Source organism: Streptomyces bikiniensis (assembly GCF_000716625.1).
Lineage (GTDB): Bacteria > Actinomycetota > Actinomycetes > Streptomycetales > Streptomycetaceae > Streptomyces > Streptomyces bikiniensis.
This window is the reverse complement of record NZ_JNXJ01000037.1, coordinates 21844-46472: the sequence shown is the minus strand read 5'-3', so window position 1 is coordinate 46472 and position 24629 is coordinate 21844. Positions and strand designations below refer to the sequence as shown.

Annotated in this window: 24 protein-coding genes and 1 pseudogene; 13 read left to right on the top strand and 12 right to left on the bottom strand. The window is 73.2% G+C overall.

The window, feature by feature from the left end; all coding sequences use genetic code 11:
• Positions 1 to 21: 21 nt before the first annotated feature.
• Together OO47_RS25555 and OO47_RS25550 are read right to left on the bottom strand one after the other, a co-directional pair.
• Positions 22 to 1623 (bottom strand): sulfite oxidase, encoded by a 1602-nt coding sequence (locus tag OO47_RS25555; RefSeq protein WP_033210288.1) that lies wholly within the window; start codon positions 1621 to 1623, stop codon positions 22 to 24.
• Positions 1624 to 1737: 114 nt separating this feature from the next.
• A complete protein-coding gene (locus tag OO47_RS25550) occupies positions 1738 to 2685 on the bottom strand; it encodes a zinc-binding dehydrogenase (RefSeq protein ID WP_030219821.1) in 948 nt (315 codons plus the stop codon).
• Between the two features lie 78 nt (positions 2686 to 2763).
• Between OO47_RS25550 and OO47_RS25545 the strand changes: the two genes are divergently transcribed.
• On the top strand, positions 2764 to 3162 hold the full coding sequence (locus OO47_RS25545) for a winged helix-turn-helix transcriptional regulator (protein ID WP_030219822.1): 399 nt from the start codon (positions 2764 to 2766) through the stop codon (positions 3160 to 3162).
• Between the two features lie 274 nt (positions 3163 to 3436).
• On the opposite strand, the gene OO47_RS25540 is transcribed toward OO47_RS25545, so the two are convergent.
• The 3 genes from OO47_RS25540 to OO47_RS25530 are packed head-to-tail and all read right to left on the bottom strand — an operon-like array spanning position 3437 to position 6497.
• Positions 3437 to 3850 carry an STAS domain-containing protein gene (locus OO47_RS25540; protein ID WP_051716259.1) on the bottom strand — a complete coding sequence of 138 codons (414 nt, stop codon included), beginning with the start codon at positions 3848 to 3850 and terminating at the stop codon, positions 3437 to 3439.
• Positions 3847 to 4923 (bottom strand): cobalamin B12-binding domain-containing protein, encoded by a 1077-nt coding sequence (locus OO47_RS25535; RefSeq protein ID WP_030219826.1) that lies wholly within the window; start codon positions 4921 to 4923, stop codon positions 3847 to 3849. The genes OO47_RS25540 and OO47_RS25535 overlap by 4 nt, the downstream gene beginning before the upstream one ends.
• A complete protein-coding gene (locus OO47_RS25530; RefSeq protein WP_030219829.1) occupies positions 4920 to 6497 on the bottom strand; it encodes a PP2C family protein-serine/threonine phosphatase in 1578 nt (525 codons plus the stop codon). The genes OO47_RS25535 and OO47_RS25530 overlap by 4 nt, the downstream gene beginning before the upstream one ends.
• Before the next feature lie 315 nt (positions 6498 to 6812).
• Here OO47_RS25530 and OO47_RS36980 point away from each other — a divergent pair, with 315 nt between their 5' ends.
• A complete protein-coding gene (locus OO47_RS36980; RefSeq protein ID WP_033210281.1) occupies positions 6813 to 7148 on the top strand; it encodes an STAS domain-containing protein in 336 nt (111 codons plus the stop codon).
• 39 nt (positions 7149 to 7187) lie between these two features.
• On the opposite strand, the gene OO47_RS25520 is transcribed toward OO47_RS36980, so the two are convergent.
• On the bottom strand, positions 7188 to 8345 hold the full coding sequence (locus tag OO47_RS25520; protein WP_030219835.1) for an FAD-dependent monooxygenase: 1158 nt from the start codon (positions 8343 to 8345) through the stop codon (positions 7188 to 7190).
• 73 nt (positions 8346 to 8418) lie between these two features.
• Here OO47_RS25520 and OO47_RS25515 point away from each other — a divergent pair, with 73 nt between their 5' ends.
• The 6 genes from OO47_RS25515 to trxA all read left to right on the top strand — a co-directional run bounded on the left by OO47_RS25515 (position 8419) and on the right by trxA (position 14329).
• A complete protein-coding gene (locus OO47_RS25515) occupies positions 8419 to 8976 on the top strand; it encodes a TetR/AcrR family transcriptional regulator (RefSeq protein ID WP_030219837.1) in 558 nt (185 codons plus the stop codon).
• 1040 nt (positions 8977 to 10016) lie between these two features.
• Positions 10017 to 10634 (top strand): dihydrofolate reductase family protein, encoded by a 618-nt coding sequence (locus OO47_RS25510; RefSeq protein ID WP_030219840.1) that lies wholly within the window; start codon positions 10017 to 10019, stop codon positions 10632 to 10634.
• A gap of 4 nt (positions 10635 to 10638) precedes the next feature.
• Positions 10639 to 11061: an alpha/beta fold hydrolase gene (locus OO47_RS38890; protein ID WP_234323297.1), complete on the top strand. Its 423-nt coding sequence runs from the start codon at positions 10639 to 10641 to the stop codon at positions 11059 to 11061.
• Positions 10950 to 11561: an alpha/beta hydrolase gene (locus OO47_RS38885; RefSeq protein ID WP_234323296.1), complete on the top strand. Its 612-nt coding sequence runs from the start codon at positions 10950 to 10952 to the stop codon at positions 11559 to 11561. The genes OO47_RS38890 and OO47_RS38885 overlap by 112 nt, the downstream gene beginning before the upstream one ends.
• A complete protein-coding gene (locus OO47_RS25500) occupies positions 11561 to 13255 on the top strand; it encodes a DUF7800 domain-containing protein (RefSeq protein WP_033210284.1) in 1695 nt (564 codons plus the stop codon). The genes OO47_RS38885 and OO47_RS25500 overlap by 1 nt, the downstream gene beginning before the upstream one ends.
• A 693-nt stretch (positions 13256 to 13948) precedes the next feature.
• The gene (gene trxA, locus OO47_RS25495; protein ID WP_030219843.1) at positions 13949 to 14329 is read left to right on the top strand and encodes a thioredoxin; all 381 of its coding nucleotides are present in this window, start codon (positions 13949 to 13951) and stop codon (positions 14327 to 14329) included.
• A 79-nt stretch (positions 14330 to 14408) separates the two neighbouring features.
• Here the strand turns inward: trxA and OO47_RS25490 are convergent, their stop codons facing one another.
• Positions 14409 to 15596: a thiolase family protein gene (locus OO47_RS25490; RefSeq protein WP_030219846.1), complete on the bottom strand. Its 1188-nt coding sequence runs from the start codon at positions 15594 to 15596 to the stop codon at positions 14409 to 14411.
• Between the two features lie 172 nt (positions 15597 to 15768).
• A complete protein-coding gene (locus OO47_RS25485) occupies positions 15769 to 16032 on the bottom strand; it encodes a hypothetical protein (RefSeq protein ID WP_030219849.1) in 264 nt (87 codons plus the stop codon).
• A gap of 165 nt (positions 16033 to 16197) precedes the next feature.
• Between OO47_RS25485 and OO47_RS25480 the strand changes: the two genes are divergently transcribed.
• Entirely contained in the window at positions 16198 to 16905 is a 708-nt protein-coding gene (locus tag OO47_RS25480) for an alpha/beta fold hydrolase (RefSeq protein ID WP_030219852.1), read from the top strand.
• A gap of 37 nt (positions 16906 to 16942) precedes the next feature.
• Here OO47_RS25480 and OO47_RS36425 read toward each other — a convergent pair whose 3' ends face one another.
• Together OO47_RS36425 and OO47_RS25475 are read right to left on the bottom strand one after the other, a co-directional pair.
• Entirely contained in the window at positions 16943 to 17110 is a 168-nt protein-coding gene (locus OO47_RS36425) for a hypothetical protein (RefSeq protein WP_234323295.1), read from the bottom strand.
• Between the two features lie 84 nt (positions 17111 to 17194).
• Positions 17195 to 18025 carry a TIGR02452 family protein gene (locus OO47_RS25475; RefSeq protein WP_030219855.1) on the bottom strand — a complete coding sequence of 277 codons (831 nt, stop codon included), beginning with the start codon at positions 18023 to 18025 and terminating at the stop codon, positions 17195 to 17197.
• 404 nt (positions 18026 to 18429) lie between these two features.
• Here OO47_RS25475 and egtA point away from each other — a divergent pair, with 404 nt between their 5' ends.
• Genes egtA through egtD form a run of 4 tightly spaced genes read left to right on the top strand, consistent with a single transcriptional unit; the run spans position 18430 to position 22806 of the window.
• Positions 18430 to 19707: an ergothioneine biosynthesis glutamate--cysteine ligase EgtA gene (gene egtA, locus OO47_RS25470; RefSeq protein WP_030219857.1), complete on the top strand. Its 1278-nt coding sequence runs from the start codon at positions 18430 to 18432 to the stop codon at positions 19705 to 19707.
• Positions 19708 to 19754: 47 nt separating this feature from the next.
• The gene (gene egtB / locus OO47_RS25465; RefSeq protein ID WP_030219860.1) at positions 19755 to 21092 is read left to right on the top strand and encodes an ergothioneine biosynthesis protein EgtB; all 1338 of its coding nucleotides are present in this window, start codon (positions 19755 to 19757) and stop codon (positions 21090 to 21092) included.
• A complete protein-coding gene (gene egtC / locus OO47_RS25460; RefSeq protein WP_030219863.1) occupies positions 21092 to 21844 on the top strand; it encodes an ergothioneine biosynthesis protein EgtC in 753 nt (250 codons plus the stop codon). The genes egtB and egtC overlap by 1 nt, the downstream gene beginning before the upstream one ends.
• Complete coding sequence (egtD, locus tag OO47_RS25455; protein WP_030219866.1) at positions 21841 to 22806, top strand: L-histidine N(alpha)-methyltransferase; 966 nt, start codon at positions 21841 to 21843, stop codon at positions 22804 to 22806. The genes egtC and egtD overlap by 4 nt, the downstream gene beginning before the upstream one ends.
• On the opposite strand, the gene OO47_RS25450 is transcribed toward egtD, so the two are convergent.
• Together OO47_RS25450 and OO47_RS33550 are read right to left on the bottom strand one after the other, a co-directional pair.
• On the bottom strand, positions 22701 to 23696 hold the full coding sequence (locus OO47_RS25450; RefSeq protein ID WP_033210277.1) for a lysophospholipid acyltransferase family protein: 996 nt from the start codon (positions 23694 to 23696) through the stop codon (positions 22701 to 22703). The two genes, egtD and OO47_RS25450, sit on opposite strands and share 106 nt — an antisense overlap.
• A pseudogene (locus OO47_RS33550) lies at positions 23693 to 24492 on the bottom strand (GNAT family N-acetyltransferase). Before OO47_RS33550 ends, OO47_RS25450 begins: the two are co-directional and overlap by 4 nt.
• Positions 24493 to 24629: the final 137 nt, after the last annotated feature.

Below are 24629 nucleotides of genomic sequence, written 5' to 3'. Positions count from 1 at the left end.
CCGTGATCCGCCGGACAGGCCCTAGGTGACGGTGACGAATACGCTGTGCCAGCCGCTCGCCCCGTCCGGGACGGTCCTGGTGCGCTGTTCGGTCTGGACCTGGCCGGTCGCGTCGGTGGCGCGCACGGTGAGGTTGTGTCCCCCGGAGGTGGCCTGCCAGCGGTAGGACCACTGGCGCCAGGTGTCGACGGTGTCCTGGGCGGCGAGGTCGGCGTCCCGCCAGGGGCCGTCGTCGACACGGACCTGGACGCGGGTGATGCCGCGGCGCTGGGCCCACGCGACCCCGGCCACGGTGACCGTGCCGGCGGCGGGGCGGGCGAACGGCTTGGGGGTGTCGATGCGCGACTGGGTCTTGATCGGGGCGCGACGGGCCCACTTCCGCTTGACCCAGTAGGCGTCGTAGGCGTCGAAGGTGGTCAGCTCGATGTCCTCGATCCACTTGCAGGCCGAGACGTATCCGTACAGACCCGGAACGAGCATGCGCACGGGGAAGCCGTGGTCGAAGGGGAGCGGCTCACCGTTCATGCCGACCGCGAGCATGGCGTCGCGGCCGTCCATCACGTCCTCCACCGGCGAGCCGAGCGTCATGCCGTCCACGGAGCGGGCGACGAGCTGGTCGGCCGCGCCGCCCTTCGACGGCGGCTTCACTCCGCACTCGGCCAGCAGGTCGGCCAGACGGACGCCCAGCCAGCGGGCGTTGCCGACGTAGGGGCCGCCGACTTCGTTCGACACACAGGTCAAGGTGACGTCCCGCTCGATCAGCGGCCGGGCCAGGAGGTCCTCGAGGGTGAAGGTCCGGGCGCGGGAGACGCCCATGCCGTGGATCCGCAGGCGCCACGTTCCGGCGTCGACCTTGGGGACGACCAGGGCGGTGTCGACGCGGTAGAAGTCCTTGTCGGGGGTGGTGAAGGGAGTGATGCCCGCCGCTTTCACCTGGGTGCCCCTGGGCACCGGCGGGGCAGGTGACGTCGGTGCCGGAAGGACCAGGGTGTTCCTGGAGGCGACAGCACCCTGGTTCTGGCGACCCGTCAGGTACCTGCCGAGCAAGCCGGCCGACGTGGCGCCGACGACACCGGCGCCGGCCAGGACGAGGAACCCCCGCCGGTCCCAGCCGCCACCGCCCGTACCGTCCGTGCCGCCGGAGACCGCCGCGGCCTTTCCAGCCAGAAAGCAGAGAAGCACGGCGCCCGCCGCGGCACCGACGAGCGAGGGCAGCACGTCGGCCACGCCCCCGGCATCGGGACGGCTCAGCGCCGCGGCCGCGCCGACGAGTCCGAACAGCAGAACCCCCGATACGCCGGCCCACCTGTGCCGAAGGGCGAGAACGCCGAGACCGGCGGCGATGACAGCGAGAACGACGAGGATGCCGAGCTGGAGAACGGTCTTGTCGTTCTCCCCGAACGTACGGATGGCGAAGTCCTTCACCGCCGCCGGCGTCCGGTCGATGACCGCACCGCCGACGACCGTGACCGGCCCGGCAGCGGGCCGGAACAGCCCGGCGACCAACTCGGCCACCGCCAGAGCCGTGAAGCCGGCCACCAGACCGGTCGCCGTGCCCAGGGCGGTACGGGAGAGGATGCTGCGGAAACTGTTCACGCCCGGGTATTCGTCAAGATCCGCCAGACGGATTGGTCCGCCACCCGAAAGAATGACGATCCGGCGTGGTTGCCCAGGTCGCAAGCGGAAGAGGGAGCCACGGGCAAGGCCGAGCGCGTGATCGTCCGACCAGATCTGGTCCTATGGAGCAGGTACCGGGGCGTGCAGCTCACCGGATGCCACCTCCAGGACCGCTTTTCCGGAGATCCGACGTCCGCGAAGCGCCTCGGCCGCCTCGTCGAAGCGGTCCCAGGATCCTTGCCAGCCGATCTCGACGCCGAGGGCCCCCTCAGCGGCCAGCTCGGTGAGAATCGCCAGGTCCGCGCCGACATCGCCCTCGATGACGAAGGACGTCAGCGACTTGGCCGGGCCGACGGTCGCATACGGCGGAAAGACCGCCGACTCCCCGGATGTCCAGCCGACGCTCTGCACGCTGCCCCCGGGGGCGAGCAGGTTCCATGCCGCGACCAGTTGGGGGCCTCCGACGCTGTCGACGACCACGTCAACCGGTCGCTGGAGGCTCTCCAGTCCAATCAGCACCTCGTCGGCGCCGATCTCGGCCAGCCCCTCCCCGCGGGCGGCCGAGCCCACGGACGCGATCACGTGGGCACCGGCCCGCGCCGCCAACTGGACGGCGAACCGTCCGACCCCGCCGGAGGCCCCGGTGACCAGGACCCTCTTGTCCGGTCCGAGCCCGGCGGCCCGCAACGAGCGCAGTGCCGCCACTCCGGCGACGGGCAGGGCCACCGCCTGCGCCAGGTCCAAGCTCTTCGGCACCTCGGCGAGCGCAGCCACGTCGATCGCGACGCGCTCGGCGAACGCCCCCGAGGTCAGGGCCACCACCGGGGTGCCCACCGCCGGGCCGGTTCCGTCCGCTGCGGCCTGAACGACCACTCCGGCCGCGTCCGAACCGAGCACCGCACCGACAGGGATCCGCCCGGAGCGGGCGTCGTTGAGGTCGCCGTAGTTCAACGAGGCGTGGGAGACGTCCACCAGGACCTGACCCGGCCCGGACACGGGGTCGGAAACCTCGGCGAGGCGGACGGCCGCGGATGCGGACGGATCGACGACGAGAGCACGAACAGACATCCGTTTCCCCCTTGGTTGACGACTTGTAACAACAGTCATCATCGATAACCTTGCTGCTCGTCGGAAGGAGGCACTTTCTTGTCACGCAGTCACACCCGTGTCACCGAAGCGCTGAGGGACGAAGCCTGCCCGGTCACCGAGGTACTCGACCGCGTGGCGGGCAAGTGGAGCATCGGCATCCTGATCGCCGCCGCCCATGGCCCGGTCCGCTTCACCGAACTCGAACGCGCCATCAAAGGCATCAGCCGGCGGATGCTCACCCTCAACCTGCGCAGGCTGGAGCGGGACGGGCTGCTCGTCCGCACCGTGTATCCGACCGTGCCGCCCAGGGTCGAGTACAGCCTCACACCGATGGCCCAGGAGCTCCACGTTTCACTGACCGGGCTGGTGAACTGGGCCGAACGGCACCGGTCCGCCATCGCCGAGGCGCGGGCCGCTTATGACACCTCGGCCGAGCAGAGACCCGACGCCGGCTGAACGGGCCCGGACAGCTCGCGCTTCCGCGGGTCCGCGACAGCCGGCGGGGGCGGCGAGCCCGCCGTCCACATCACCGGACCTGCATGACCGGCCGGACCTCCTGAGCTTTGCCCCGTAACGTCGTCGGCGCCACCGGGCAGGGCGTCCACCGGATCAACGACAACCCCACCGGCCCCGGTCCTTCCTCGCCCGCACCGGTCGGCCCTGCAACGCCTGGGGCGCCACCCGTCCCTGGTGTCCGCGTTCGCGTGAACGGTTCACGGGCCGGGATCGCTCAGGGTGCGGAAGCCTTCTCCACCTGGTCTTCCGGTGTGGTGCCGGCAGCGGTGTGGGGAGTGCGGGCGTCCTGGGTGAGGTGGTCGGCGATGCCGGTGAGCTCGAGGATGCGCGTCATGTGAACGGGTCGGTGGTCCAGGTGCAGGGTGACGCCCGCGGGGTGGGTGCGACGGTGCAGGAGGAGGAGGGCGCTCAGGGCACTGGAATCGATGCCGGTCAGGCCGCTGAAGTCCAGGTGGAGGTCCCGTAGGAGCGGTCCGTGCTCTTGGTGGTGGGAGTCCAGTGCCTGGTTGGTTTCGTGGGTGAACTGCCTGGCGCTCTCGTAGTCGAGGTCTCCTGCGACGGCCAGGTGCAGCGCGTGCGGGTGGGTGCTGCAGACGGTGACGGTGAGGTCGGTGGGCAGGTAGGTCATGCGGTGATTCCCGGGCCGGTGTGATCGGAGGTGGTGTGCAGCGCATCGGTGGCTGCTGTGAGGAAGGTCAGAGCGCGGGGGAAGTCCCGTAGGTGTCCGACCAGTACGTCCAAGCCCAGGCGCAGACTGGTGACGGGGACGTTACGGGCGGAGAGGATGCCGGCCGTCCAGGCGATGAAGGTGGTGAACAGCCTGGCGTCGTCGACGTAGAGGGCGGTGGCGAGGAAGCCGATGATGTGGGCGAGGTCCTCGGTGGTGCGGTCACGCTGCGCGGTGCTGTAGGCGCGCATGGCCGGGAAGCGCTCTTCGAGGTCGGCGAGGGTCTGTTTGACCAGTTGGGCGCGGTTCTGGATGACGAGGGTGTATTCCTGGTCGTCCAGGTGCGGCAGGTCGTCGATGGTCTGCCGTATCGCCGCGGGTGCGGGCCGGTCGAGTCCTGCTTCGAGGGCGGTGGCCGCGGTGCGGGCGTCGGGAGCCCAGTGGTCGGCGCCGAGCGCACGGGCGTAGCGGCCGTCGGGGCCGAAGGCGCGGCCGCCGGCCATGACGGGAACGCCGATGGCCTGGCAGGCGGTGATCGCCGCGTGGGCGGCGGGCAGGTGGGTGGGGAGGGAGCAGGAGAGGAGCGCGGCGTCGGAACCGGTGCGGTGCAGGTGGGCGATCAGGTGCGGGGTGGGGGTCTGGGCGCCGAGGTAGTCGACGTGCCAGCCGCGCAGGCGCAGGGTCTCGGAGACGAGACGGGCGGGGAAGGCGTGCCATTCGCCGTCGATGCACGCGACAGTGATCCGGCCGCGTCGGGCCGGCTGCGACGGGCGGGTCGGATGGCGGTGGGCGAGAGCGGCCATGGCCCGTTCGCTGATGGCGGTGGCGGCGTGTTCCTGGGCGACGGTGATGCGGCCGGCAGCCCATTCGGTGCCGACCTTCTCCTGGACGGGAGCGATGACGTCCAGCAACAAGGTTTCCTCGTCCAGGCCTTCGTCCATGGCGTCGTACAGAACGGCGATGGCCGCGTTCTCGTCCGCGTCGGCCACGGCCTGCCACAGAAGAGCCTGCGCCGCCGATGTGGTCGTGCTCACCTTTCCTCCCAGTTCTTGCCCGAAACGTGCCCGTCGACCACGGACAGGGTGGCCGTCTTGGGTGCGCTGATGGCGACGACCGCCATGTCGTCGTGCTGTCCGGTACCCAGCCACTGGGCGGCCAGCATCTGCACCCGCTCCACCAGGGCCTCCACGGGTATGCCCGCGCACTCCGACAGGGCCCGCCTCAAACGCTCCTCGCCGAACATCTCGTCGCCCAAGGGGCCACCGCGGGCCTCGGTGATGCCGTCGGTGTACAGCAGGCACGTCTCCCCCGGCTTCAGGACCGTCTCCACCGTGTGGGAGGTGACCCTCGGCAGGGCGCCGACCACCGTGCCGCGGGTGGCGGCCGCCTCCACTTCGCCGTCGGCGCGGATGATGAGCGGTGGCATGTGTCCAGCACTGGTCAGCCGCAGATGTGCCTTGCCGCCGCGACGGCGCACCGAGGCCAGGACGAGGGTGGCGAAACGGGTGTGGTGGAAGGAGAGCAGGGCTCCGTTGAGCAGTTCCAGGACACGCTGGTGATCACCGGCCAGGGGAAGCAGGGCGTGCAGGGTGTTGCGGATCTTGCCCGTCAGGACCGCGGCCTCCAGGCCCTTGCCCGCGACGTCCCCGAGGACCACGAGGGTTTCCTGGGAGCGGTCGGCGCCGGGGTGGACGTCGTAGAAGTCGCCGCCGACGTGCTCGTGGTCCTTGGCCGCCCGGTAGTTGCCGGCGTAGTCGACTCCGTGGACCCGGGTCAGGGAGGGGGGCATCAGTTCGCGCATGAGCGTGGCGGTGACGTCCGCCTGCTCGGTGTAGAGGCGGGCCGCCGACAGGGCGGCCCCGGCGCGGGCGGCGAAGAGACGGGCGAAGACCTCCTCGCCCTCGGTGAACCTCTGTTCGGTGCTGGAACGCAGCAGGATCAACGCGCCCGCGGGTACTCCGTGACCGGGCAGGGGCGTGACGATCACGGAACCCAACGGTTTGGTGAACCCGTCGGGAAGAACCCAGTCGGGGATGCGGGCGGGGTCGATCCAGCGCGCGGGCACGGGGGGAAAGCCCTGCAGCGCCTCGGCCAGGCCGGGCACGCTGTGCGGGTCGATCGGCTGGGAGATCTGTGTGACGGGGCCGCCCTGCACCGCGTAGGTCATGGGATGGCGCCGGCCCTGGGCGGGGGCGATGAGAACGGCGGCTTCCGCCAGGTGCTGTGCGGCCATGAAAGCGGCCACCTCCATGCAGCGTGGCACGTTCAGCGTCGACAGCAACGTGGCCGACACCTCGGACAGCGCCTCGGAGCGGTCCTGCGCCGTACGCAGGGCCGTTACGGCCAGGCGGCGGTCGGTGTCGTCGATCAGCCACCACACCACATCGCCGTCGGCGCCCGGCGTCGCATGGGCCTCGAAGAACCGATCGTGGACGGGTCCGCCCAGTACGTCGGCGTCCATGCCGCGCAACCCGTCACTGATGTAGGTATGGGCGTCCGACAGCCACGAAGGCACGGCCTCGTGCAGCCAGTCGCCGCGCGACGCCTGGGGCCACAGCAGCTGCGCGGCCTTGTTGAGGTAGGCCAAGCCGCCGTGCCGATCGGCCACTACGACGGGATAGGGGGCGTTCCCCCAGGCGTCGGCGGCCGCACCACCGGCGCTGCGGGGGCGGGCGGGAAAATCACGGGAAGCAGTCACAAGCGGGGACACGCGGCGCGTGCCCCACCACCTTCCTGCTCTGGAAAACAAGTTGTCGTCCGGCAACCGTCCCGCATCCACCCATTCGATGCAAGCCGCCCCGCGAACCCGCACCCGAGCATCACAGTCGGCACACAAGCCGGCCGCGCACGACTACAGTGGAAGACGCAGCACCGGGAATACCTGACCGCAGGATCACCGGCCCACCAGGCAGGGGACCTTGCTGTGCTCCACGTCACCACACGCGCCGGCGACCGGGTCACCGCCCTGCTGCCCGAGAGCGTGGACCTTCACACCGTTCCCCTGCTGCGCGCCGTGGGGAACCGCATCATCGACGAGGGCTGCCGCCACCTCACCTTGGACGCCTCCCGGAGCCGTTTCCTCGATTCCAGCGGCATCACCCTGCTCATCAACTGGTACCAGCGCCTGGACCGGATCGACGGCAGTCTGAGCCTGGCCGGGGTCAACGCCGACATCCACGGCCTGCTCCACCGCCTCGGCCTGGACACCGTCATCGTCCTCATCCCCCGCGCACCCGCCCCGGACCCGCCCGGCCCGTAGGAAGGTGCTCGACGGCGAGTCGGTGGGAGGCGAACCGGATCAGCCCAGTTGCGGTGGGATCCAGGTGTGGTGCCGAAGGATCATGCGCGTTGCGGTCCGGGAGGGCGTCAGCCGCATGGCCGTGTTCCGCAGGGCGACAGCCAGTGGGTGGGAGAGTTGCTGGCCCATCCGCCCGGCCTGCCGCGCGGCCCGTGCGACGGTTTGGCTGCGCGGTCGGCGCTCGGCGTCGTAGCGGGTCAGCGCGGCTGTCACAGTGCCCTCGGTGGCCAGCGCGGCGGCCAGAGTGACCGCGTCCTCCAGCGCCTGGCAGGCGCCCTGTCCGAGGTGGGGGGTCATCGCGTGCGCCGCGTCGCCGAGCAACGCGATCCGGCCGACCGCGTACGAGGGGAGCGGTGTGCGCAGTTCGTCGACGTCGTGGTGCAGCACGGCGGTGGGCCGGGTCGCGTCGAGCAGGGCAGGGACGGGGTCGTGCCAGGCGTGGAGCCGCCTGCGCAGTTCGCCCAGCGGGTCGGCGAACCGTGTCCCGGCGGGGAGGTTGAGAACGGCGTGCCATTCGGCTCGCCCGTCGTGGAGGGCGATGTGCCCGAACTCGGTCCCGTGCCCCCAGGTCAGCTCGAAGTCGGTGCTCAGGTCGACCGCCTGCTCGGTGAGGGCGCGCAACACCGTCGAGCCGCTGTAGACCGGACCGGGATGGGCCGGGAAGAGGCGTCTGCGTGTCTTGCTGCCGATGCCGTCGGCCGCCACCACCAGGTTGGCCTCCAGGACCGTCTCGCCGCAGCCCACTCGAACCGTCCCGGGATCAGGCTGATCGACCCAGTCCGCCGTGGAACCGATCAGCAGAGATTCGGCCGGCAGGCAGTCACGAAGCAGTCGGTGCAGGGTGGAGCGGGGAATGCCCATGATCGGTGTGCCCACCGCCCTTTCCAGCGCCCGGCCGTCCATCCGGGCCAGCCAGACGCCCTGCGGCGTGCGAGTGCCGCCGCTGTACTGGCCGCGCGAGGCGTCCCGTACCGCGTTGCCGACACCGAGTTCGTCCAGTGCCCGAAGGCCGTTGGCGGCCAGTGAGATGCCCGCCCCCGCGTCCCCGAGCACGGATGCGCGCTCGACGACCGTCACTTCCCATCCGACCCGGCGCAGGCCTATGGCGGCGGCCAGCCCGCCGATTCCCCCTCCGACCACCACTGCCGCGTTGCCCATGCCGGAACCCTCCCCTTTCTACGTCTGTAGAAGAGGGACTCTATACGAGTCACTACAGGTGTAGAAAGGAGTCATGGTTTCGAATCGGCGCACCCTCCTTGCGGACGCGGCTCTCGACGTGCTCGCGGACGAAGGAATCCGCGGCCTGACCCACCGCGCGGTCGACCGCAGAGCGGCCATGCCGCCCGGCACCACGTCCGCTTACTTCCGTACCAGAGCCGCACTGCTCACCGCACTGGTCACACGCCTGGTCCACCTCGACCAAGCCGAACTGCACACGACGGCCGAAGAACTTGCGCCCCTCCGCAGCACCGAAGAACTGGTGAACGGCATGATGCTGCTCACCCGACGGCGACTCACCGGTGAAGGCCGCCGCCGCTCACTCGCCCGCTACGCCTGCGCCGTCGAGAGCGTACGGGACCGGGAGCTGCGCGAAATCCTCGTCCCCCGCGAGAACGCCGGCTTCGACGCCGTCCGGCTGTTCCTCGCCGCACACGGCGTGAAGGACGTCAAGGATCGCAGCCACACCCTGCTGACCTGCATCGACGGGCTGGTCTTCGACCGGCTGGTGAACGGCGGCGAAGTACCGCGCGAAGCCGTCGAAGGCCTCATCGCCGCCGCCCTGCGCTAAGCGGCGTCTTCGGAGGAGCACCGCCGGCGGATCGTGGTGTCGTGACACGTCGCCACGGACTGCCGGACGCCGGGCGGGAGTTCGTCCGGCTTCTGCCACCCGAGTCGTCGCGGGGCGGAAGCGGCTGGACGACCGCAGGGTCCTGAACGGGATCGTGTGGAAGTGCGCACCGGTGTCGCCCGGCGGGACGTGCCCGGGCGTTGTGGTCCGTGGGCCGCCCTGCACACCTGTTTCCGCAGGTGGGCGGCGGAGGGGGCGTTCGCCCGGATGCTGCGGGCCGCGCCGGGTACGCAACCGGGCCGGCGCGGCAGCCACGGGGGCCGCCCACCGGCTTTCGACCGTGAGGTCCACAGGCACCGCGACGCCGTGGAACGCTGACGTCGTGCCTGGCGCGAGGGCGGCACGGCGGCGCTGCGCCGGGCGGGTCCGGCGGACTTCCCGACCGTCACAGATGCCCGGTTCGCCGTGCTCGGGAAGAACTCGGCAAGGGACCGGCAGCTCACGGCCTCGAAGACGAACGCCGTCCCCCGGCCCGGATCCGGACACGCATCCGCCGACGTCTGCGGGCGAGCCTGTCGATACCGCCACCGCGACCGTCTCCGCCTCAAGGGTGCACACGAGAGCTTTCCTGGCAGGACTACCGCGACCTGCCGGCCCGCACGCGCTCATCCAGCTCAACGGCCCGATCGTGCTGGTCAGGGACGATCTCCACACCCCTCTCGCCGCACGGCCGACTCACCACCCTCCGGCTGCCGCCGTACGCACCCGACCTCAATTTCGTCGAGGCCGTCTGGTCACTCGTCCGCGGACGACGCCCACCACCACCTTCGACACACCTGACGACCTCACGCACGACAAGAATTCAGGCACACCGTCGCAGCTCGCCGTCCTCCGAGACACTCGGAGTGATCGTCCGCTGCACGTCCGGCGCGCCGCCTCGCGCCTCGTGCTGCCTCGCGCATCGCGCCGCCGAGTCCGCGTCCGCCACGCGTCTCGCAGGTGAGCGATGAGTTCGGTCGGCGGATCGGGTCTGCCCTGGTATGACTCGCATCATCGCCGACATCTCGGTCTCTCTCGACGGCTTCGTCACCGGGCCCGACCCCGGCCCGGACAACGGTCTGGGCACTGGTGGCGAGGCGCTGCACGCGTGGGCGTTCTCCGACGACCCCGACGACCGCCGGATCCTGAGCGAGGGCACCGCCCGCTCGGGCGCCGTCGTCCTGGGCCGTCACCTCTTCGACGTGGTCGACGGGCCGGACGGCTGGGACGACACGGTCGGCTACGGTGCCGGCGAGGTCGGCAGACCCGCTTTCGTCGTCGTGACGAGCTCGCCGCCGGAGTCGGTGCGGCTGGCCGATCTCGACTGGACGTTCGTCACCACCGGTCTGACCGACGCCGTCGCCGCCGCGCGCGAGCGAGCCGAGACGGCGGCCCCTGCCGGCGGCAAGGACCTCGACGTGGTCCTCATGGGCGGCGGCGCCACGGTCGCCTCGGCGCTGGAGGCCGGGCTGCTCGACACGCTGGCACTGCATCTCGCTCCCGTGGTGCTGGGCGCCGGGACGCCGCTGTTCACCGGCGGAGCGCCGCGCACGCTGGTCCGGCGGAGCGTGGTCCCGACCCCGACCGCGACGCACCTGACCTACGACGTCCCGCGGTGATCAGATGAGCACCGTCCGCGTCAACGGGGTCACCTTGGGGATCGAATCGTTCGGTCGGGACGACGCACAGCTCGTCCTGCTGGTGGGCGGGACGACGATGCTCTCCTGGCCCGACGCGCTGTGCGAGCACCTCGCCGCCGGTGACCGCCGTGCGGTGCGCTACGACCTGCGCGACAACGGGGAATCGACGACGGATCCGGAGGCGCCCGCCTACACCCTGCGGGACCTGGCCGCCGACGCGGCGGCCCTCGCCGGCGCGCTCGGCGGGGGCCCACGCACCTTGCGGGGATCGGCGTGGGCGGGATGGTCGCCCAGGTGGCCGCGCTCGACCATCCGGGCGCGTTCTCGGCACTCACCCTGGTCGGCACCCGAGCGGTCGCTCCCGGTCCGCCCGATGACGACCTGCCCGATCATGACCGGACGGTGACGCGCCGGCTGTTCGCACGTCCGATGCCCGATGGGACCGACCGCGAAGCGGTCGCGGAGTTCGCCGCCGACGGCGCGGAGATCCTCGGCGACGACCCCGTCGCCGCGCGCGCGATCGCCGCGCGCATCTGGGACCGCACGCCCGGCACCGCGCCCCCGATCCAGATGGCCAATCAGATGGGCACGGTGTTCTCCCGGCTCGACTGCGCGCCCCGCCGGCGCGAGCACCTTCCCGGACTCGAGGTCCCCACGCTCGTCGTCCACGGCCGCCGCGACCGGTTCTTCCCCGTCGGCGACGGCGAGGCGATCGCGCGCGAGATCCCCGGGGCGCGGCTGCTCGTCCTCGAGGGGGCCGCCACCGCGATCCCCGTGCGGCAGTTCGCGAAGTCACCGAGAGGATGCTCACGGTCGGACAGGGGAAGGCGCTGTTCTCGCAGCGGGTTCCGTATTGTGCGGAGCGGTCGTTCCGCACCGTGCGGAGCGCCGGAAGGGGACTCGTGATGGCCGGTCTGAGACTGGGGCCGCTCCTGCGACACGTCGACTGGGAGTCGGGCACGAGCGCGACGGTGTGGGTCGAGACCGACCGGGCGTGCACGGCGGAGGTACGGTGCCCGGGCGGTGCGGGGGGTGCGGCTCCGACGTTCCGCGTCGCCGGTCACCACTACGCGCTGGTGGTCGTGACCGGACTCGTCCCCGGAACCGCCACGCCGTACGAGGTGCTGCTCGACGGCGAGCGGGTGTGGCCCCTCGCGGACTCCTCCCAGCCGCCCAGCACCATCCGCACGCCGCCGGTCCCGGCGACGGGCGCGGTGGTCGCCTTCGGCTCGTGCCGGTGGGCGGCGCCTGCCGTGGGCGAGTCCGACCCGGTGGGCCCCGACGTCCTCGACACCCTTTCCGCCCGGCTCGCCGCCGATCCGGAGGCCGAGCGTCCGGACGTTCTCCTCCTCCTCGGCGACCAGGTGTACGCGGACGAGACGTCCGCTGACACCCGTGCCTGGATCGCCCGGCACCGGCAGGCCGCCGGCACCGGCTCCGACGCCCCGCCGGACCAGGTCGCCGACTACGAGGAGTACACCCACCTCTACGACGAGTCCTGGGGCGATCCCGAGCTGCGCTGGCTGCTCTCGACCGTGCCCAGCTGCATGGTCTTCGACGACCACGACGTCGTCGACGACTGGAACACCAGCGCCGCCTGGGTGGCCGACATGCGGGCGACACCCTGGTGGCACGAGCGGATCACCGGCGGCCTGATGTCGTACTGGGTCTACCAGCACCTCGGGAACCTCTCCCCCGCCGAGCTCGCCGAGGACGAGCTGTACGCAGCGGTACTGGCGGCCGACGACGCCACGGAAGTGCTGCGCGCGTTCGCCGAACGTGCCGACGCCGACCCGGCGTCGGTACGCTGGAGCTACCGCAGGGACTTCGGCCGCACCCGGCTGCTGATGGTCGACACCCGGGCCGCACGGGTGCTGGAGGAACAGCACAGGACGATGCTGGACGCCCAGGAGGCGGCCTGGCTGCGGACACAGGTGATCGGCGAGCTCGGTGACGTCGACCACCTGCTGATCGGGACCTCGCTCCCCTGGCTGCTGCCTCCGATGGTCCACTTCGCGGAGAGCTGGAACGCGGCGCTCTGCCGGGGCGAACGCGGCCCGCGCTGGGCACGCTTCGGCGAGTGGCTGCGTCGGCGGGCGGACCTGGAGCACTGGGCGGCGTTCACCTCGTCGTTCGAACGACTGACGGAGACGATCGCCGAGGTGGGCGGGAGCGACGCCGCTCCGGCGACGGTGTGCGTGCTTTCCGGCGACGTCCACCACGCGTATGTGGCGGAGCCCGTCTGGACCACCGGGCAGCCGCCGCGCTCCCGCGTCTTCCAGTTCACCTGCTCGCCCCTGCACAACTCGGTACCCGCTGCCATGCGGGTCGGGTTCCGTTTCGGCTGGAGCCGGGTCGCCAAGGGGATCGGGCACCTCCTCGCCCACCACGGACGGATCGAACGACCGGCGATCCGGTGGGAGCGCAGCGGCGGACCGTGGTTCGGCAACCAGCTGATGACGCTGACACTGCGTGGACGCACAGCACGGCTGCGACTGGAGAAGGCCTCGGCGGATGCGAAGCGGGGGCGCCGCGAGACCGACCGCGCGGGAGCACGGCTCGTAGGCATCCTCGACCGGAACCTGACGAAGGGAGGCTGACGTCCCGCCGGACGGCGCCCCCGTCCCGCTCTCCGTACCCCCGTCACCCGGATCCGTACGCCGACGATCATCGACCACCAGCAGATCACTGCCCGGGGCGGCGCGGATGCCCGACGGCTGACGGGCGGCGTCCGCGTCCTGTCGCCGTCGCTGCCTGCCCGGTACCTCCTCCTTCGCCTTCGACGAAGGGGCACTGTCTGGTCGGCGTCGGGGTCGCCTCGGGGACGGGGCTCCAGCGCCCGGGTTCGCGCAACGGATCGAGCGGACGTCGCAGTGCGCGAAGATCGGGAAGATGTGGTTCTCCGACGCCCGGATCCGGAGTCGCTTGTGGTGATCGCCGGCCATGCGGTTCTCGATCGGGCGACGGGCGTAGTTGTCGAAGCGGTGGATCGCCTCGTCCGGCTTCTGTGAGCCGACGCATCCGACCCCCTTCACCCCACCCATGGGCCATCGGTTTCCGGCCTCCTCGATCGCAGTCCCGAAGATCTCCGCCGCCTCGTCGTCCTCGGGCGGGAAGGTCTCCGTCTGCCACCCGCCCTCCATGCGCCACTTCACATGGTGGCTGGTGAGGATGCCGTCCTTGTTGATACGCGGGATTACGCTCGCCGTGAGCCCCTAGCGTTCCCAAGGTGTTCCCGAGGGTCTTGTGAATCAGCAAAAGAGCATCATCCATGCAGGTCGGAGGCACGAAGCATGAGCACCGTAGAACTCACCAAGGACAACTTCGACGAGATCGTGAGCGACAACGAGTTCGTTCTGATCGACTTCTGGGCTTCGTGGTGCGGTCCCTGCCGTCAGTTCGGGCCGGTCTTCGAGGCGGCGTCCGAGCGCCACGAGGACCTCGTCTTCGCCAAGGTGGACACCGAGGCGCAGCAGGAGCTGGCGGCGGCGTTCGAGATCCAGTCGATCCCGACGCTGATGATCGTGCGTGACAAGGTGGCCGTGTTCGCCCAGCCGGGCGCGCTGCCGGAGGCCGCCCTGGAGGACCTCATCGGCCAGGCGCGGAAGCTGGACATGGACGAGGTCCGCAAGTCCATCGCGGACGCGCAGGCGCAGGGGAACGCGCCGCAGTAGCCGACCCGCCGGGACGGTACGGACGCGAGAGGGGTACGGGAAGGCTTCCCGTACCCCTCCGTCGCGCGTCCGCGCGGTCTCAGCGCTCCAGGACCAGCGCCAGTCCCTGGCCGACGCCGATGCAGAGCGCGGCGAGGCCCGTGCCCGAGCCGGCCGCCGCGAGCTGGTGCGCCACGGATCCGGCCAGGCGGGCGCCGGACGCGCCCAGCGGGTGGCCGATCGCGACCGCTCCGCCGCGCGGGTTGACGATCTCCGGGTCGAGTTCCGGCCACTCGGCGAGGCAGCCGAGGGCCTGGGCCGCGAAGGCCTCGTTCAGTTCGAAGGTCCGCAGGTCGGCGAAGGAGCGCCCCGCCTTCCCCAGGGCCCGGCGGACCGCCTCGACCGGGCCGAGCCCGAAGAGCTGCGGCTCAATGCCGGTGACGGCGGAGGTGCGGACGCGGGCGAGCGGTTCGCGGCCGGTCTCGCGCAACCCCTCCTCGTCCACCAGGAGCAGGGCGGCCGCGCCGTCGTTGAGCGGGGAGGAGTTGCCCGCCGTGACGGTGCCGCCCTCGGTCCTGAAGGAGGGCTTGAGACGCGCCAGGGCCTCCGGGGAGGTGCTGTCCCGGATCGACTCGTCACGGGTCAGGTCCACGCCGGGGCAGGGCACGACCTCGTCGTCGTACAGGCCCTTCGCCCAGGCCTCGGCGGCCTTGCGGTGGCTGGCGAGGGCGAAGGCGTCCTGCCGCTCGCGGGTGATGCCGTGCTTGTCGGCGACCAGCTCGGCGCCCTCCCCGAGGGAGACCGTCCACTCGGCGGGCATCCGCGGGTTGGTCATGCGCCAGCCGAGCGTCGTGGAGTGGAGCTGCTGGTGGCCGGCGGGGAAGGCCCGCTCGGGCTTCTGGAGGACCCAGGGGGCGCGGGACATCGACTCGACGCCGCCGGCGATCACCACGGAGGCGTCCCCGAGGGCGACGGCGCGGGCCGCCTGGATCACGGCCTCCAGGCCGGAGCCGCAGAGGCGGTTGAGGGTGACGCCGGGGACGGTGACGGGCAGTCCGGCGAGCAGGACGGCCATCCGCGCCACGTCCCGGTTGTCCTCGCCCGCGCCGTTGGCGTCGCCGAAGTAGACGTCGTCGACGCGGGCCGGGTCGAGCGCGGGCGAGCGGTCGACGAGCGACCGTACGACATGGGCCGCGAGGTCGTCGGGGCGCACGGGGGCGAGAGCGCCACCGAACTTCCCGATCGGGGTGCGGACGGCGTCGACGATGTAGACGTCGCGGATGCTCATCGGTTCTCTCCCACGTGGCCTTCGGAACGACTCTGTTCGCGTGTTCGCCCGGCGGAACCGTTTCCGTCCCACCGGGCGCCGCAGAGTCTCCGTCCGGCGGCTCGCCCTGTCAACGGACCGTTTCGGGACGTACGGGGGCGGACCGGGGCACTTCGGCGAGGGGAGGCCGGGTTCAGGGGGCCGGGCGGACCAGGGGCGTGAGGGCGTAGTCGAGCTCCCGGCCGTCGACGAGCAGCGCCTCGACCGTGCCCGTCCCGGGGTCGATGTCGGCCCTGATGCCGTGCCCCTCGTAGATCGGGTAGCCGGACTCGCCGTGGTGGCCGGTGGCCTCCACGACCGCCGAGCGGACGGCGCTGTCCGCGACGGAGGCGCCGTGGCGGTCCTCGACGTGCTCGGGCACCAGCAGGATCTCGAATCGCTTCGGAACTTTGTTCATACGTCGACGCTAAGCGTTCGGCGGGGCTCGCGCCGGACGACCCGCGCGGCCGGCGTCCCTCCTCGGAGCGCCGCGCCGCCGTCCCTCCCCGCGGCCGTACCGTGTCGGTACCGGACGGCGCCGGAGGGGCGCGCCGGAGGCGAGGAGAGACGGAGGGGCGGCATCGTGCGTCTGCACAGCACCACCTGGGGGTCCGGGGACCGGACGGCCCTGCTCGTCCACGGGATCATGGCCGACCACCGCACCTGGCGGCGGGTCGGGCCCGCGCTCGCGGAGCGCGGCTACCGGGTGGTCGCGGTGGACCTGCGGGGGCACGGGGCGAGCGGGCGGGCCGGGGGGCCGGAGGAGTACCGGCCGGAGGACTACGCCGACGACCTCCTGGAGTCCGTGCCGGACGGCCTCGACCTGGTCGTCGGCCACTCGCTGGGGGCGCTCGTGCTCTCCCGCGCGGTGGAGCGGCTCAAGCCCGCGCGGGCGGTGTACTCCGACCCGGCCTGGCAGCTGAGGTCGGGGCCCGCCGGCTACCGGGCAGAACTCTTCGTGCGGGGCAAGGAGTTGACCCGGGAGATGATCCGGAGTCTCAACCCGTCCTGGTCGGATCGGGACGTCGAGGACGAGAGGGCGGCGGTGCGGGTGTGGGACGAGCGCACGGCCTACGGTCTGACGCCGCTCGCGGGCACCGACCTGTGGCCGGCCCGGCCCGTCGTCCCCTCGCTCGTCACCCTCGCCGACCCGAGCCTCCTGGTCCCGCCCGCGAGCGCCCGGATGCTGGCGGAGCGCGGCTTCGAGGTGCGTACGGTGGCGGGGACCGGGCACACCGTCCACCGGGACGACTTCGACGGGTTCATGTCCGCGCTGGACGGCTGGGTCTGACGCGCCGTCCGTCGCGGGCGGCGCGCCGGCGGTGGTCTCAGTTGTGGCCGAACCTGCGCTCCCTGCGGTGGGCGTGTTCCACCGCAGGGATCGGCGCCTCCCTCGCGGTGCTCCGGGAGGACTTCTCCTTCGCCGCCGCGTCGGTGCGGTGTTCGTGGCCGCCGGTGCGGGCCCCCTTGTTCACACGGGTCTGTTTCTTGCCCACGATCGTGCCTCCCGTGACGGGTGACGGGTGTCGGACAGCGGTCCGTATCCCTTCAGCGTGGCACGCGCACACAGGGCCCGCACGTCAGGGCGTACGGCCGAGGACCCGGGTGAAGGCGGCGAGCGTCGGGGTGCCGGAGGCCCGGTCCAGGACGGCGAAGACGACCTCCTCGAAGTGGCCGGCGAACCGGCCCCCGCCGGTGAGCAGCGCCTCGAAGGCGCCGGCGACCCGCTCCGGGTCGTTCCGGAAGACCCCGCAGCCCCGGGCCCCGAGGACGAGCCGCCGGTATCCGGCCGCCGCGGCCGTCTCCAGGACCCGTTCGGCGCGGGAGGCGAGGGCCGCGGGCAGCCGGTCGGCGCGTTCGGGAGCGGTGCGGCGGACGACGCCCGCGTTGGGGGCGGGCGAGGTGAGGAAGCCGACGGTGAAGGGCTCGGCGAGCAGCTCGCCCCGGTCGTCGCGGAAGACCGGCACCCGGGGCGAGTGGATGACGCGGTCGGAGTAGAAGACGTCCCGGTCGGCGCGGTGGTGGTCGTAGTACTCGGGGGCGCGCAGCAGGGTGGCGTACAGGGCGGAGGAGCGGCAGAGCGCCTCCTCCTGGGCCTGGGCGCCGTTGAGGTAGCCGCCGCCGGGGTTGCGGGCGGAGGCGAAGTTCAGGACGGCCACCGGGCGGGCGGGGTCGGCCGCGGTCATCCGGCGGGCGGCGGCCAGGCTGCTCTCGCCGGTGACCTCCAGGACGGGCGTGCGGTCGGTGTCGGGGGTGACGGCGACGGGGCCGGGTCCGTGGAGCCGGGTTCCGGCCAGGGCGGCGGCCAGGTCGTCGGCGAGGGAGACGGTCCGGCCGTCCCGGGTGCGGTAGTGGCCCGCGGCGACGATCTCCTCGGTCCTCCGCGCGATCTCGCGCAGTCGTGTGCTCATGGACGCCAGCATGATCGTTTCGTCCGGTTCGGGACAACGGGTTTTGGCCGGTTCGGGACAGCGGGCTCCGCGGTTCGGGACAACTGGTTTTGGCCGGTTCGGGACAACGGGCTCCGCGGTTCGGGACAACTGGTTTTCGCCGGTTCGGGACAACGGGTTCTCGCCGGTCCGTGACGGGTGTGAATGTTTCCGTGACGACGGGGAAATCCGGACGGGCGGGGGCGCGGGGAGCGCGTACGGCCCGTCCGGGGCGCTCTTGCACGCCGCTCGGTGGTGGCTTTAGGTGGAACCAGTGGCGTTCCGGGGGCTCCGTCCCCGGACGTCTGTTTTCCGGTGCGTCCGGGATCGCGCTCGCGGGACGGACCGTCCCGGGGCCGGTCCCCAGAGGACCAGGAGGTGCACGGATGTCGCCGAGCGGCATACCGCGTGGCGGCCCCCCTCTCACCGAGGCGGAGGCGGAGGAACTGCTGCGATGTATCTGCTTCAAGACCGGCCCGCCCCGCACCGTGGGGGTGGAGCTGGAGTGGCTGGTCCACGAGCTGCGGGACCCCCGGCTGCCCGTGCGGCCGCAACGGCTCGCGGCGGCCCTCGACACCGTACGGGCCCTGCCCCTGGTGTCGGCCCTGACGTTCGAACCCGGCGGTCAGCTGGAGCTCAGCTCGCGGCCCGCCGGATCCCTCATGGAGTGCCTGGACTCGCTCGCCGCCGACCTGCGGGCGGTGCGGGGCGCGCTGGGGCCGCTCGGCCTCGCCCTCAGCGGTTACGGGGTGGACCCCTGGCAGGCGGCGCGCGGCCGGGTCCTCCACGAGCCGCGGTACGACGCGATGGAGGCCGCGCTCGACCGGACGGGCCCGGCCGGGCGGGCGATGATGTGCGAGTCGGCGTCGGTGCAGATCTGCCTGGACGCCGGGGTCGACGGGCCGGGCCCGCTGAACTACCGGCGGCGGTGGCGACTGGCCCACCTCCTGGGCGCGGTCCTCGTGGCCGCCTTCGCGAACTCCCCGGTGCACGGCGGGCGCCGCACCGGCTGGCGTTCGACCCGGCAGGCCCTGTGGGCGGAGCTCGACCCGGTACGGACGCTCGCGCCCCGGCGGACGCCCCCGCCCCCGCCGGACGGGGACCCGCGGACGGAGTGGGCGGCGCACGTCCTCGACACCCCGGTGCTGTGCGTGCGGACCGACGAGGGGCCGTGGGCGGTGCCGGAGGGGCTGACCTTCCGGGAGTGGCTGCGCACGGGGCTCCCCCGTCCGGCCGACGCCGACGACCTGCGCTACCACATGACGACCCTCTTCCCGCCGGTGCGGCCGCGCGGCCATCTGGAGCTGCGGATGGTCGACGCGCAGCCGGGGCGGGACGGCTGGATGGTCCCGGCGGCCGTGACGACGGCGCTGTTCGACGACCCGGAGGCGGCGGAGACCGCGTACCGGGCGGTGAAGCCGCTCGCGGAGCGGGCCGGCGACGGTCCCGCGCCGCGCAATCCGCTGTGGGTGGCGGCGGCCCGCGACGGGCTGGCCGATCCGGACCTGCACGCCGCCGCGCGGACGGTCTTCTCCGCCGCCCTGGAGGCGCTGCCCCGGATCGGGGCGAGCGAGGAGGTGCGGCGGGCGGTCGCCGCCTTCCGGGAGCGGTACGTGCTCCCCGGGGGCTCCCCGGCCGACACCCCCGAGGCGGTGACGTCGTGACCGGAACCACCGGAACCACCGGGAGCACGGACACGGACACGGCCGGCATCGGCTCCGGGACCGCGGACACGGCCGGGGCCGCCGGTGCGGAGGCGCTGCGCGCGCGGGCCCTGGACGCCCTCGTCGCGGCGCGGGACCGGACCCTGCGCCTCACCTCCTGCGTGGAGGACGACGACCTGACCGCCCAGCACTCCCCCCTGATGTCGCCGCTCGTCTGGGACCTGGCGCACGTCGGCAACCAGGAGGAGCAGTGGCTGTGGCGGGCCGTCGCGGGGCGCGACGCGCTGCGGCCCGGGATCGACTCGCTCTACGATGCCTTCGAGCACCCGCGCGCCGAGCGCCCGTCGCTGCCGCTGCTCCCGCCGCGCGAGGCCCGCGCCTACGCGGCGGACGTACGGCTCCGGGTCCTCGACGTCCTGGAGCGGACTCCCATGGAGGGGCGGCCGCTGCTGGACGCGGGGTTCGTCTTCGGCATGGTCGCCCAGCACGAGCAGCAGCACGACGAGACGATGCTGATCACCCATCAGCTGCGGAAGGGCCCGCCCGTCCTGACCGCTCCCCCGCCGCCGGTCCACCGGTCCGGCCCGCTGCCCTCCGAAGTCCTCGTCCCGGGCGGCCCGTTCACCATGGGGACCTCGGACGAGCCGTGGGCCCTGGACAACGAGCGCCCGGCGCACCGCCGGGACGTCCCCGCCTTCCACATCGACACCGTCCCGGTCACCAACGGCGCCTACCGGGCCTTCATCGCGGACGGCGGCTACACGGACCGGCGCTGGTGGCACCCTGCCGGGTGGGCGCAGATCCGCGAGCACGGCATCGGGGCTCCGCTGTTCTGGCACCGGGACGGCGGCCAGTGGCTGCGCCGCCGGTTCGGGGTGACCGAACCCGTGCCGGAGGAGGAGCCGGTCCTGCACGTGAGCTGGTACGAGGCGGACGCCTACGCGCGCTGGGCGGGGCGCCGGCTCCCGACGGAGGCCGAGTGGGAGAAGGCGGCCCGGTTCGATCCGGCCACCGGCCGCTCCCGCCGCCACCCGTGGGGCGACGCCGACCCGGGGCCCGAGCACGCGAACCTCGGGCAGCGGCACCTGGGCCCGGCGGCGGCCGGGAGTTACCCGGAGGGCGCGTCGCCGCTGGGCGTACGGCAGTTGATCGGGGACGTGTGGGAGTGGACGGCGAGCGACTTCCTGCCGTACCCGGGCTTCACGGCCTTCCCGTACAAGGAGTACTCGGAGGTGTTCTTCGGGCCGGAGCACAAGGTGCTGCGGGGCGGTTCGTTCGCGGTGGACGCGGTCGCCTGCCGGGGCACCTTCCGCAACTGGGACCTGCCGGTGCGGCGCCAGATCTTCTCCGGCTTCCGCACGGCCCGCTCCGCGGAGCTCGGCTGATGTGCCGCCATATCGCCTACGTGGGCGGGCCGGTGGCGCTCGGGGAGCTGATCGTGCGGCCGGAGCACGGGCTGCTGCGGCAGTCCTGGGAGCCCCGTACGCAGACCAGCGGGGTGGTGAACGCCGACGGGTTCGGGGTCGGCTGGTACGCCGAGGGGGACCCGGTGCCCGCGCGGTACCGGCGCGCCGGGCCGATCTGGGGCGACCTCTCCTTCGCGGACCTCGCCCGGGTGGTGCGCTCCGGGGCGCTGCTCGCGGCGGTTCGGGGGGCCACGCTGCCCGGCGCGGACGGGGAGGCGGCGGCGACGCCGTTCGCCTCCGGGCGCTGGCTGTTCAGCCACAACGGCGCGGTGCCGGGCTGGCCGGACACCCTGACCCCGCTCGCCGCGACGCTGTCCGCCGGGGAGCTGCTGCGCCTGGAGGCCCGTACCGACTCGGCGCTCGTGTGGGCGCTCGTCCTGCACCGGCTGCGGGCCGGGGACGCGCCCGGGGACGCGCTCGCCGCCACCGTGCGGGAGGTCGCGCAGGCGGCCCCCGGGTCCCGGCTGAACCTGCTCGTCACCGACGGCGACCGGATCGCCGCGACCGCCTGGGGCAACAGCCTCTGGTACCTGACGGGTCCCGGCCGGGCGGTCGTGGCCTCCGAACCGTACGACGACGATCCCCGCTGGCGGGAGGTGCCCGAGCGGACGCTCGTGGTCGCCGACCGCACCGACGTCGCCCTCACCCCGCTCAAGGAGCCGCCCGCGTGAGCCCGTACCAGCTGACCCGCACCCTCGACCCGGACGCCGCCGGCGCCGATCTGCGCGCCGACGTCGTCCACGGTCTGACCCGCTCCCCCAAGGAGCTGCCGCCCAAGTGGTTCTACGACGCCCGGGGCAGCGAGCTGTTCGAGGAGATCACCCGGCTGCCCGAGTACTACCCGACGCGGGCGGAGCGGGAGATCCTGGCCGCGCGGGCGCCGGAGATCGCCGCGGAGACGGGGGCCCGGACCCTGGTGGAGCTGGGCTCCGGGTCCTCCGAGAAGACCCGGTTCCTGATCGACGCCCTGCTGCCCGGTCTGGACAGCTACGTGCCGGTGGACGTGAGCGAGTCGGCGCTGACCGGGGCGGCGGAGTCGCTGCTCGCGGAGCGGCCGGAGCTGCGGGTGCACGCCCTGGTCGCGGACTTCACCCGGGGCCTCGCGCTGCCCGGGACGCCGGGGCCGCGCCTGGTGGCCTTCCTCGGCGGCACGATCGGCAACCTGCTGCCCGGCGAGCGGCGGACCTTCCTGCGCTCGGTCCGCTCGATGCTCGCGCCGGGCGACTCCCTGCTGCTCGGCACGGACCTGGTGAAGGACGAGGCGACGCTGCTGGCCGCCTACGACGACGCGGCCGGGGTGACCGGGGAGTTCAACAAGAACGTGCTGGCCGTGATCGACCGGGAGCTGGGCGCGGACGCCGATCCGGCGGACTTCGAGCACGTGGCGGTGTGGGACGCCGGGCGGGAGTGGATCGAGATGCGGCTGCGCGCCCGCCGCGCGCTCACCGTGAAGATCCCGGAGCTGGACCTCGTGGTCCCGTTCGCGGCGGGCGAGGAGCTGCGGACGGAGGTGTCGGCGAAGTTCCGTCAGGAGGGCGTACGGGAGGAGCTGGCGGTGGCGGGCCTCGAACTGGCCCGCTGGTGGACGGACGACGGGGACAGGTTCGCGCTGTCGCTGGCGAGGGCCCGCTGAGCCGGGACCCGCGGGGCCGGGTCCTGCCGGACGGCCTCCCGCGGAACGGCTTCCCGCCGGGTGGTTTCGTGGCGGGCGGTCTCCCGCGGGGCCACGGCCCGCTGGGCGGCGGCCGCGAGGGCGCGGCGGTCCGGGTACCGGCCGCTCGGCAGCGGCGGCGCGAGGTGGACCTCGGCGGTGGGGCGCCGGGTGGTGACGACCCGCCACAGGGAGGCGCCGAGCGGGTCGTCCCCGACGTACGCGGCGGCGTCGGCGGGCCGGTAGTCGATCCGCACGGGCTGCACGGCGCAGCCCGCGTCCAGGGCGGCCTGGAAGGCGGCGGGCCGGAACCGCCCCCGCTCCCGGCCGCACCAGGTGGAGCCCTCGGGGAAGACGCCCACCCGGCCGCCGGCCGCGAGGACCCCGGTCATCGCGCGGACGGTGCCGGGCAGGGCCCGCAGCCGGTCCCGCTCGATGAAGAGGGTGCCGCCGAGGGCGGCGAGGAGGCCGAGGACCGGCCAGTGGCGGACCTCGGCCTTGGCGACCATGCGGGCGGGCAGGACGGCCGCGAGGAGCGGGATGTCCAGCCAGGAGACGTGGTTGGCGACGACGAGGAGGGGGCCGGGGGCGGCGGGGCTCCCCCCGTACCGGGCGCGGACGCCGAAGGCGCGGACCACCGTCCGGGTCCAGAGGCGGACGAGGGCGAGCCGGGCGGCGGGCGGGAGCAGGGCGGCGGCCGGGGCGAGGAGGACGCCGAGGAGGACGGTGCCGGTGCCGGCGGCGAGCCGGGCCGCGGCCCGCAGGGGACCGGCTCCGGGGTCGGGGCCGGTGCCGCCCTGGTGGGCGGTGCAGCGGCCCGGGGTGCAGGGTGCCGCGGGGAGCCACGGCGGGAGGGCCGCGGGGGCGTTCACCGGGCCGGGACGAGCGACAGGAAGTGGTTGAGGTAGCGCGGGTTGGTGCGGCGCAGCGAGAGCAGGACGTAGAGGTCGGCGACGCCGAAGTCGGGGTCGTGCGCGGGGGCGCCGCAGACCCAGGCGCCGAGCCGGAGGTAGCCGCGCAGCAGCGGGGGGAGTTCGGTGCGGCCCTCGGGGCGGGCGACGCCCTCGGCGTTCCACAGGCGGTGCGGGGTGACCCAGTACTCCTCCGGGGCGAGGTGCCTGGTCCGGACGGTGTCCCAGGTGGCGGCGGCGAGGGTGCCGCCGTCGTCGAGGGGGATCGAGCAGCAGCCGGCGAGCCAGTTGTGGCCGGTCTCGGCCATGTAGCGGGCGAGACCGGCCCAGATGAGGGCGATGACGGCGCCGTTGCGGTGGGCGGGGTGGACGCAGGAGCGGCCGACCTCCACCAGGTCGTGCCGGACGGGGGCGAGCCGGGCGAGGTCGAACTCGCCCTCGGAGTAGAGGCGTCCGGCGACGGCGGCCCGCTCGGGCGGCAGGAGCCGGTAGGTGCCGACGACCTCGCCGGTGGTCTCCTCCCGTACGAGGAGGTGGTCGCAGTACGCGTCGAAGGCGTCGGAGTCGAGGCCGGGCTCGGGGCCGTCGAGCCGGGCCCCAGCTCTCCGGCGAAGACCTGGTGGCGCAGCCGCTGGGCGGCGCGCACGTCCTCCTGGTGGCGGGCGAGGCCGACGGCGTACCGGGGCGTGGGCTGCTCGGCCCGGGCCCGGGCCCGGGGCTGTGCGGGGACGGCGAGCGTGTGCGTCGGTGCGGACATGGCGGGCGCCTCCGGACGGAAGGGAAGGGGCGGGGCCGGGGCCGGGGCCGCTCGCGCGGTGGCCCGGCTCCTTGCTCCTTCACTTCTTCCGTGACCGGCTGGATTCGACGTGACCGTCCGGGGGCTCGCGGGTGTGC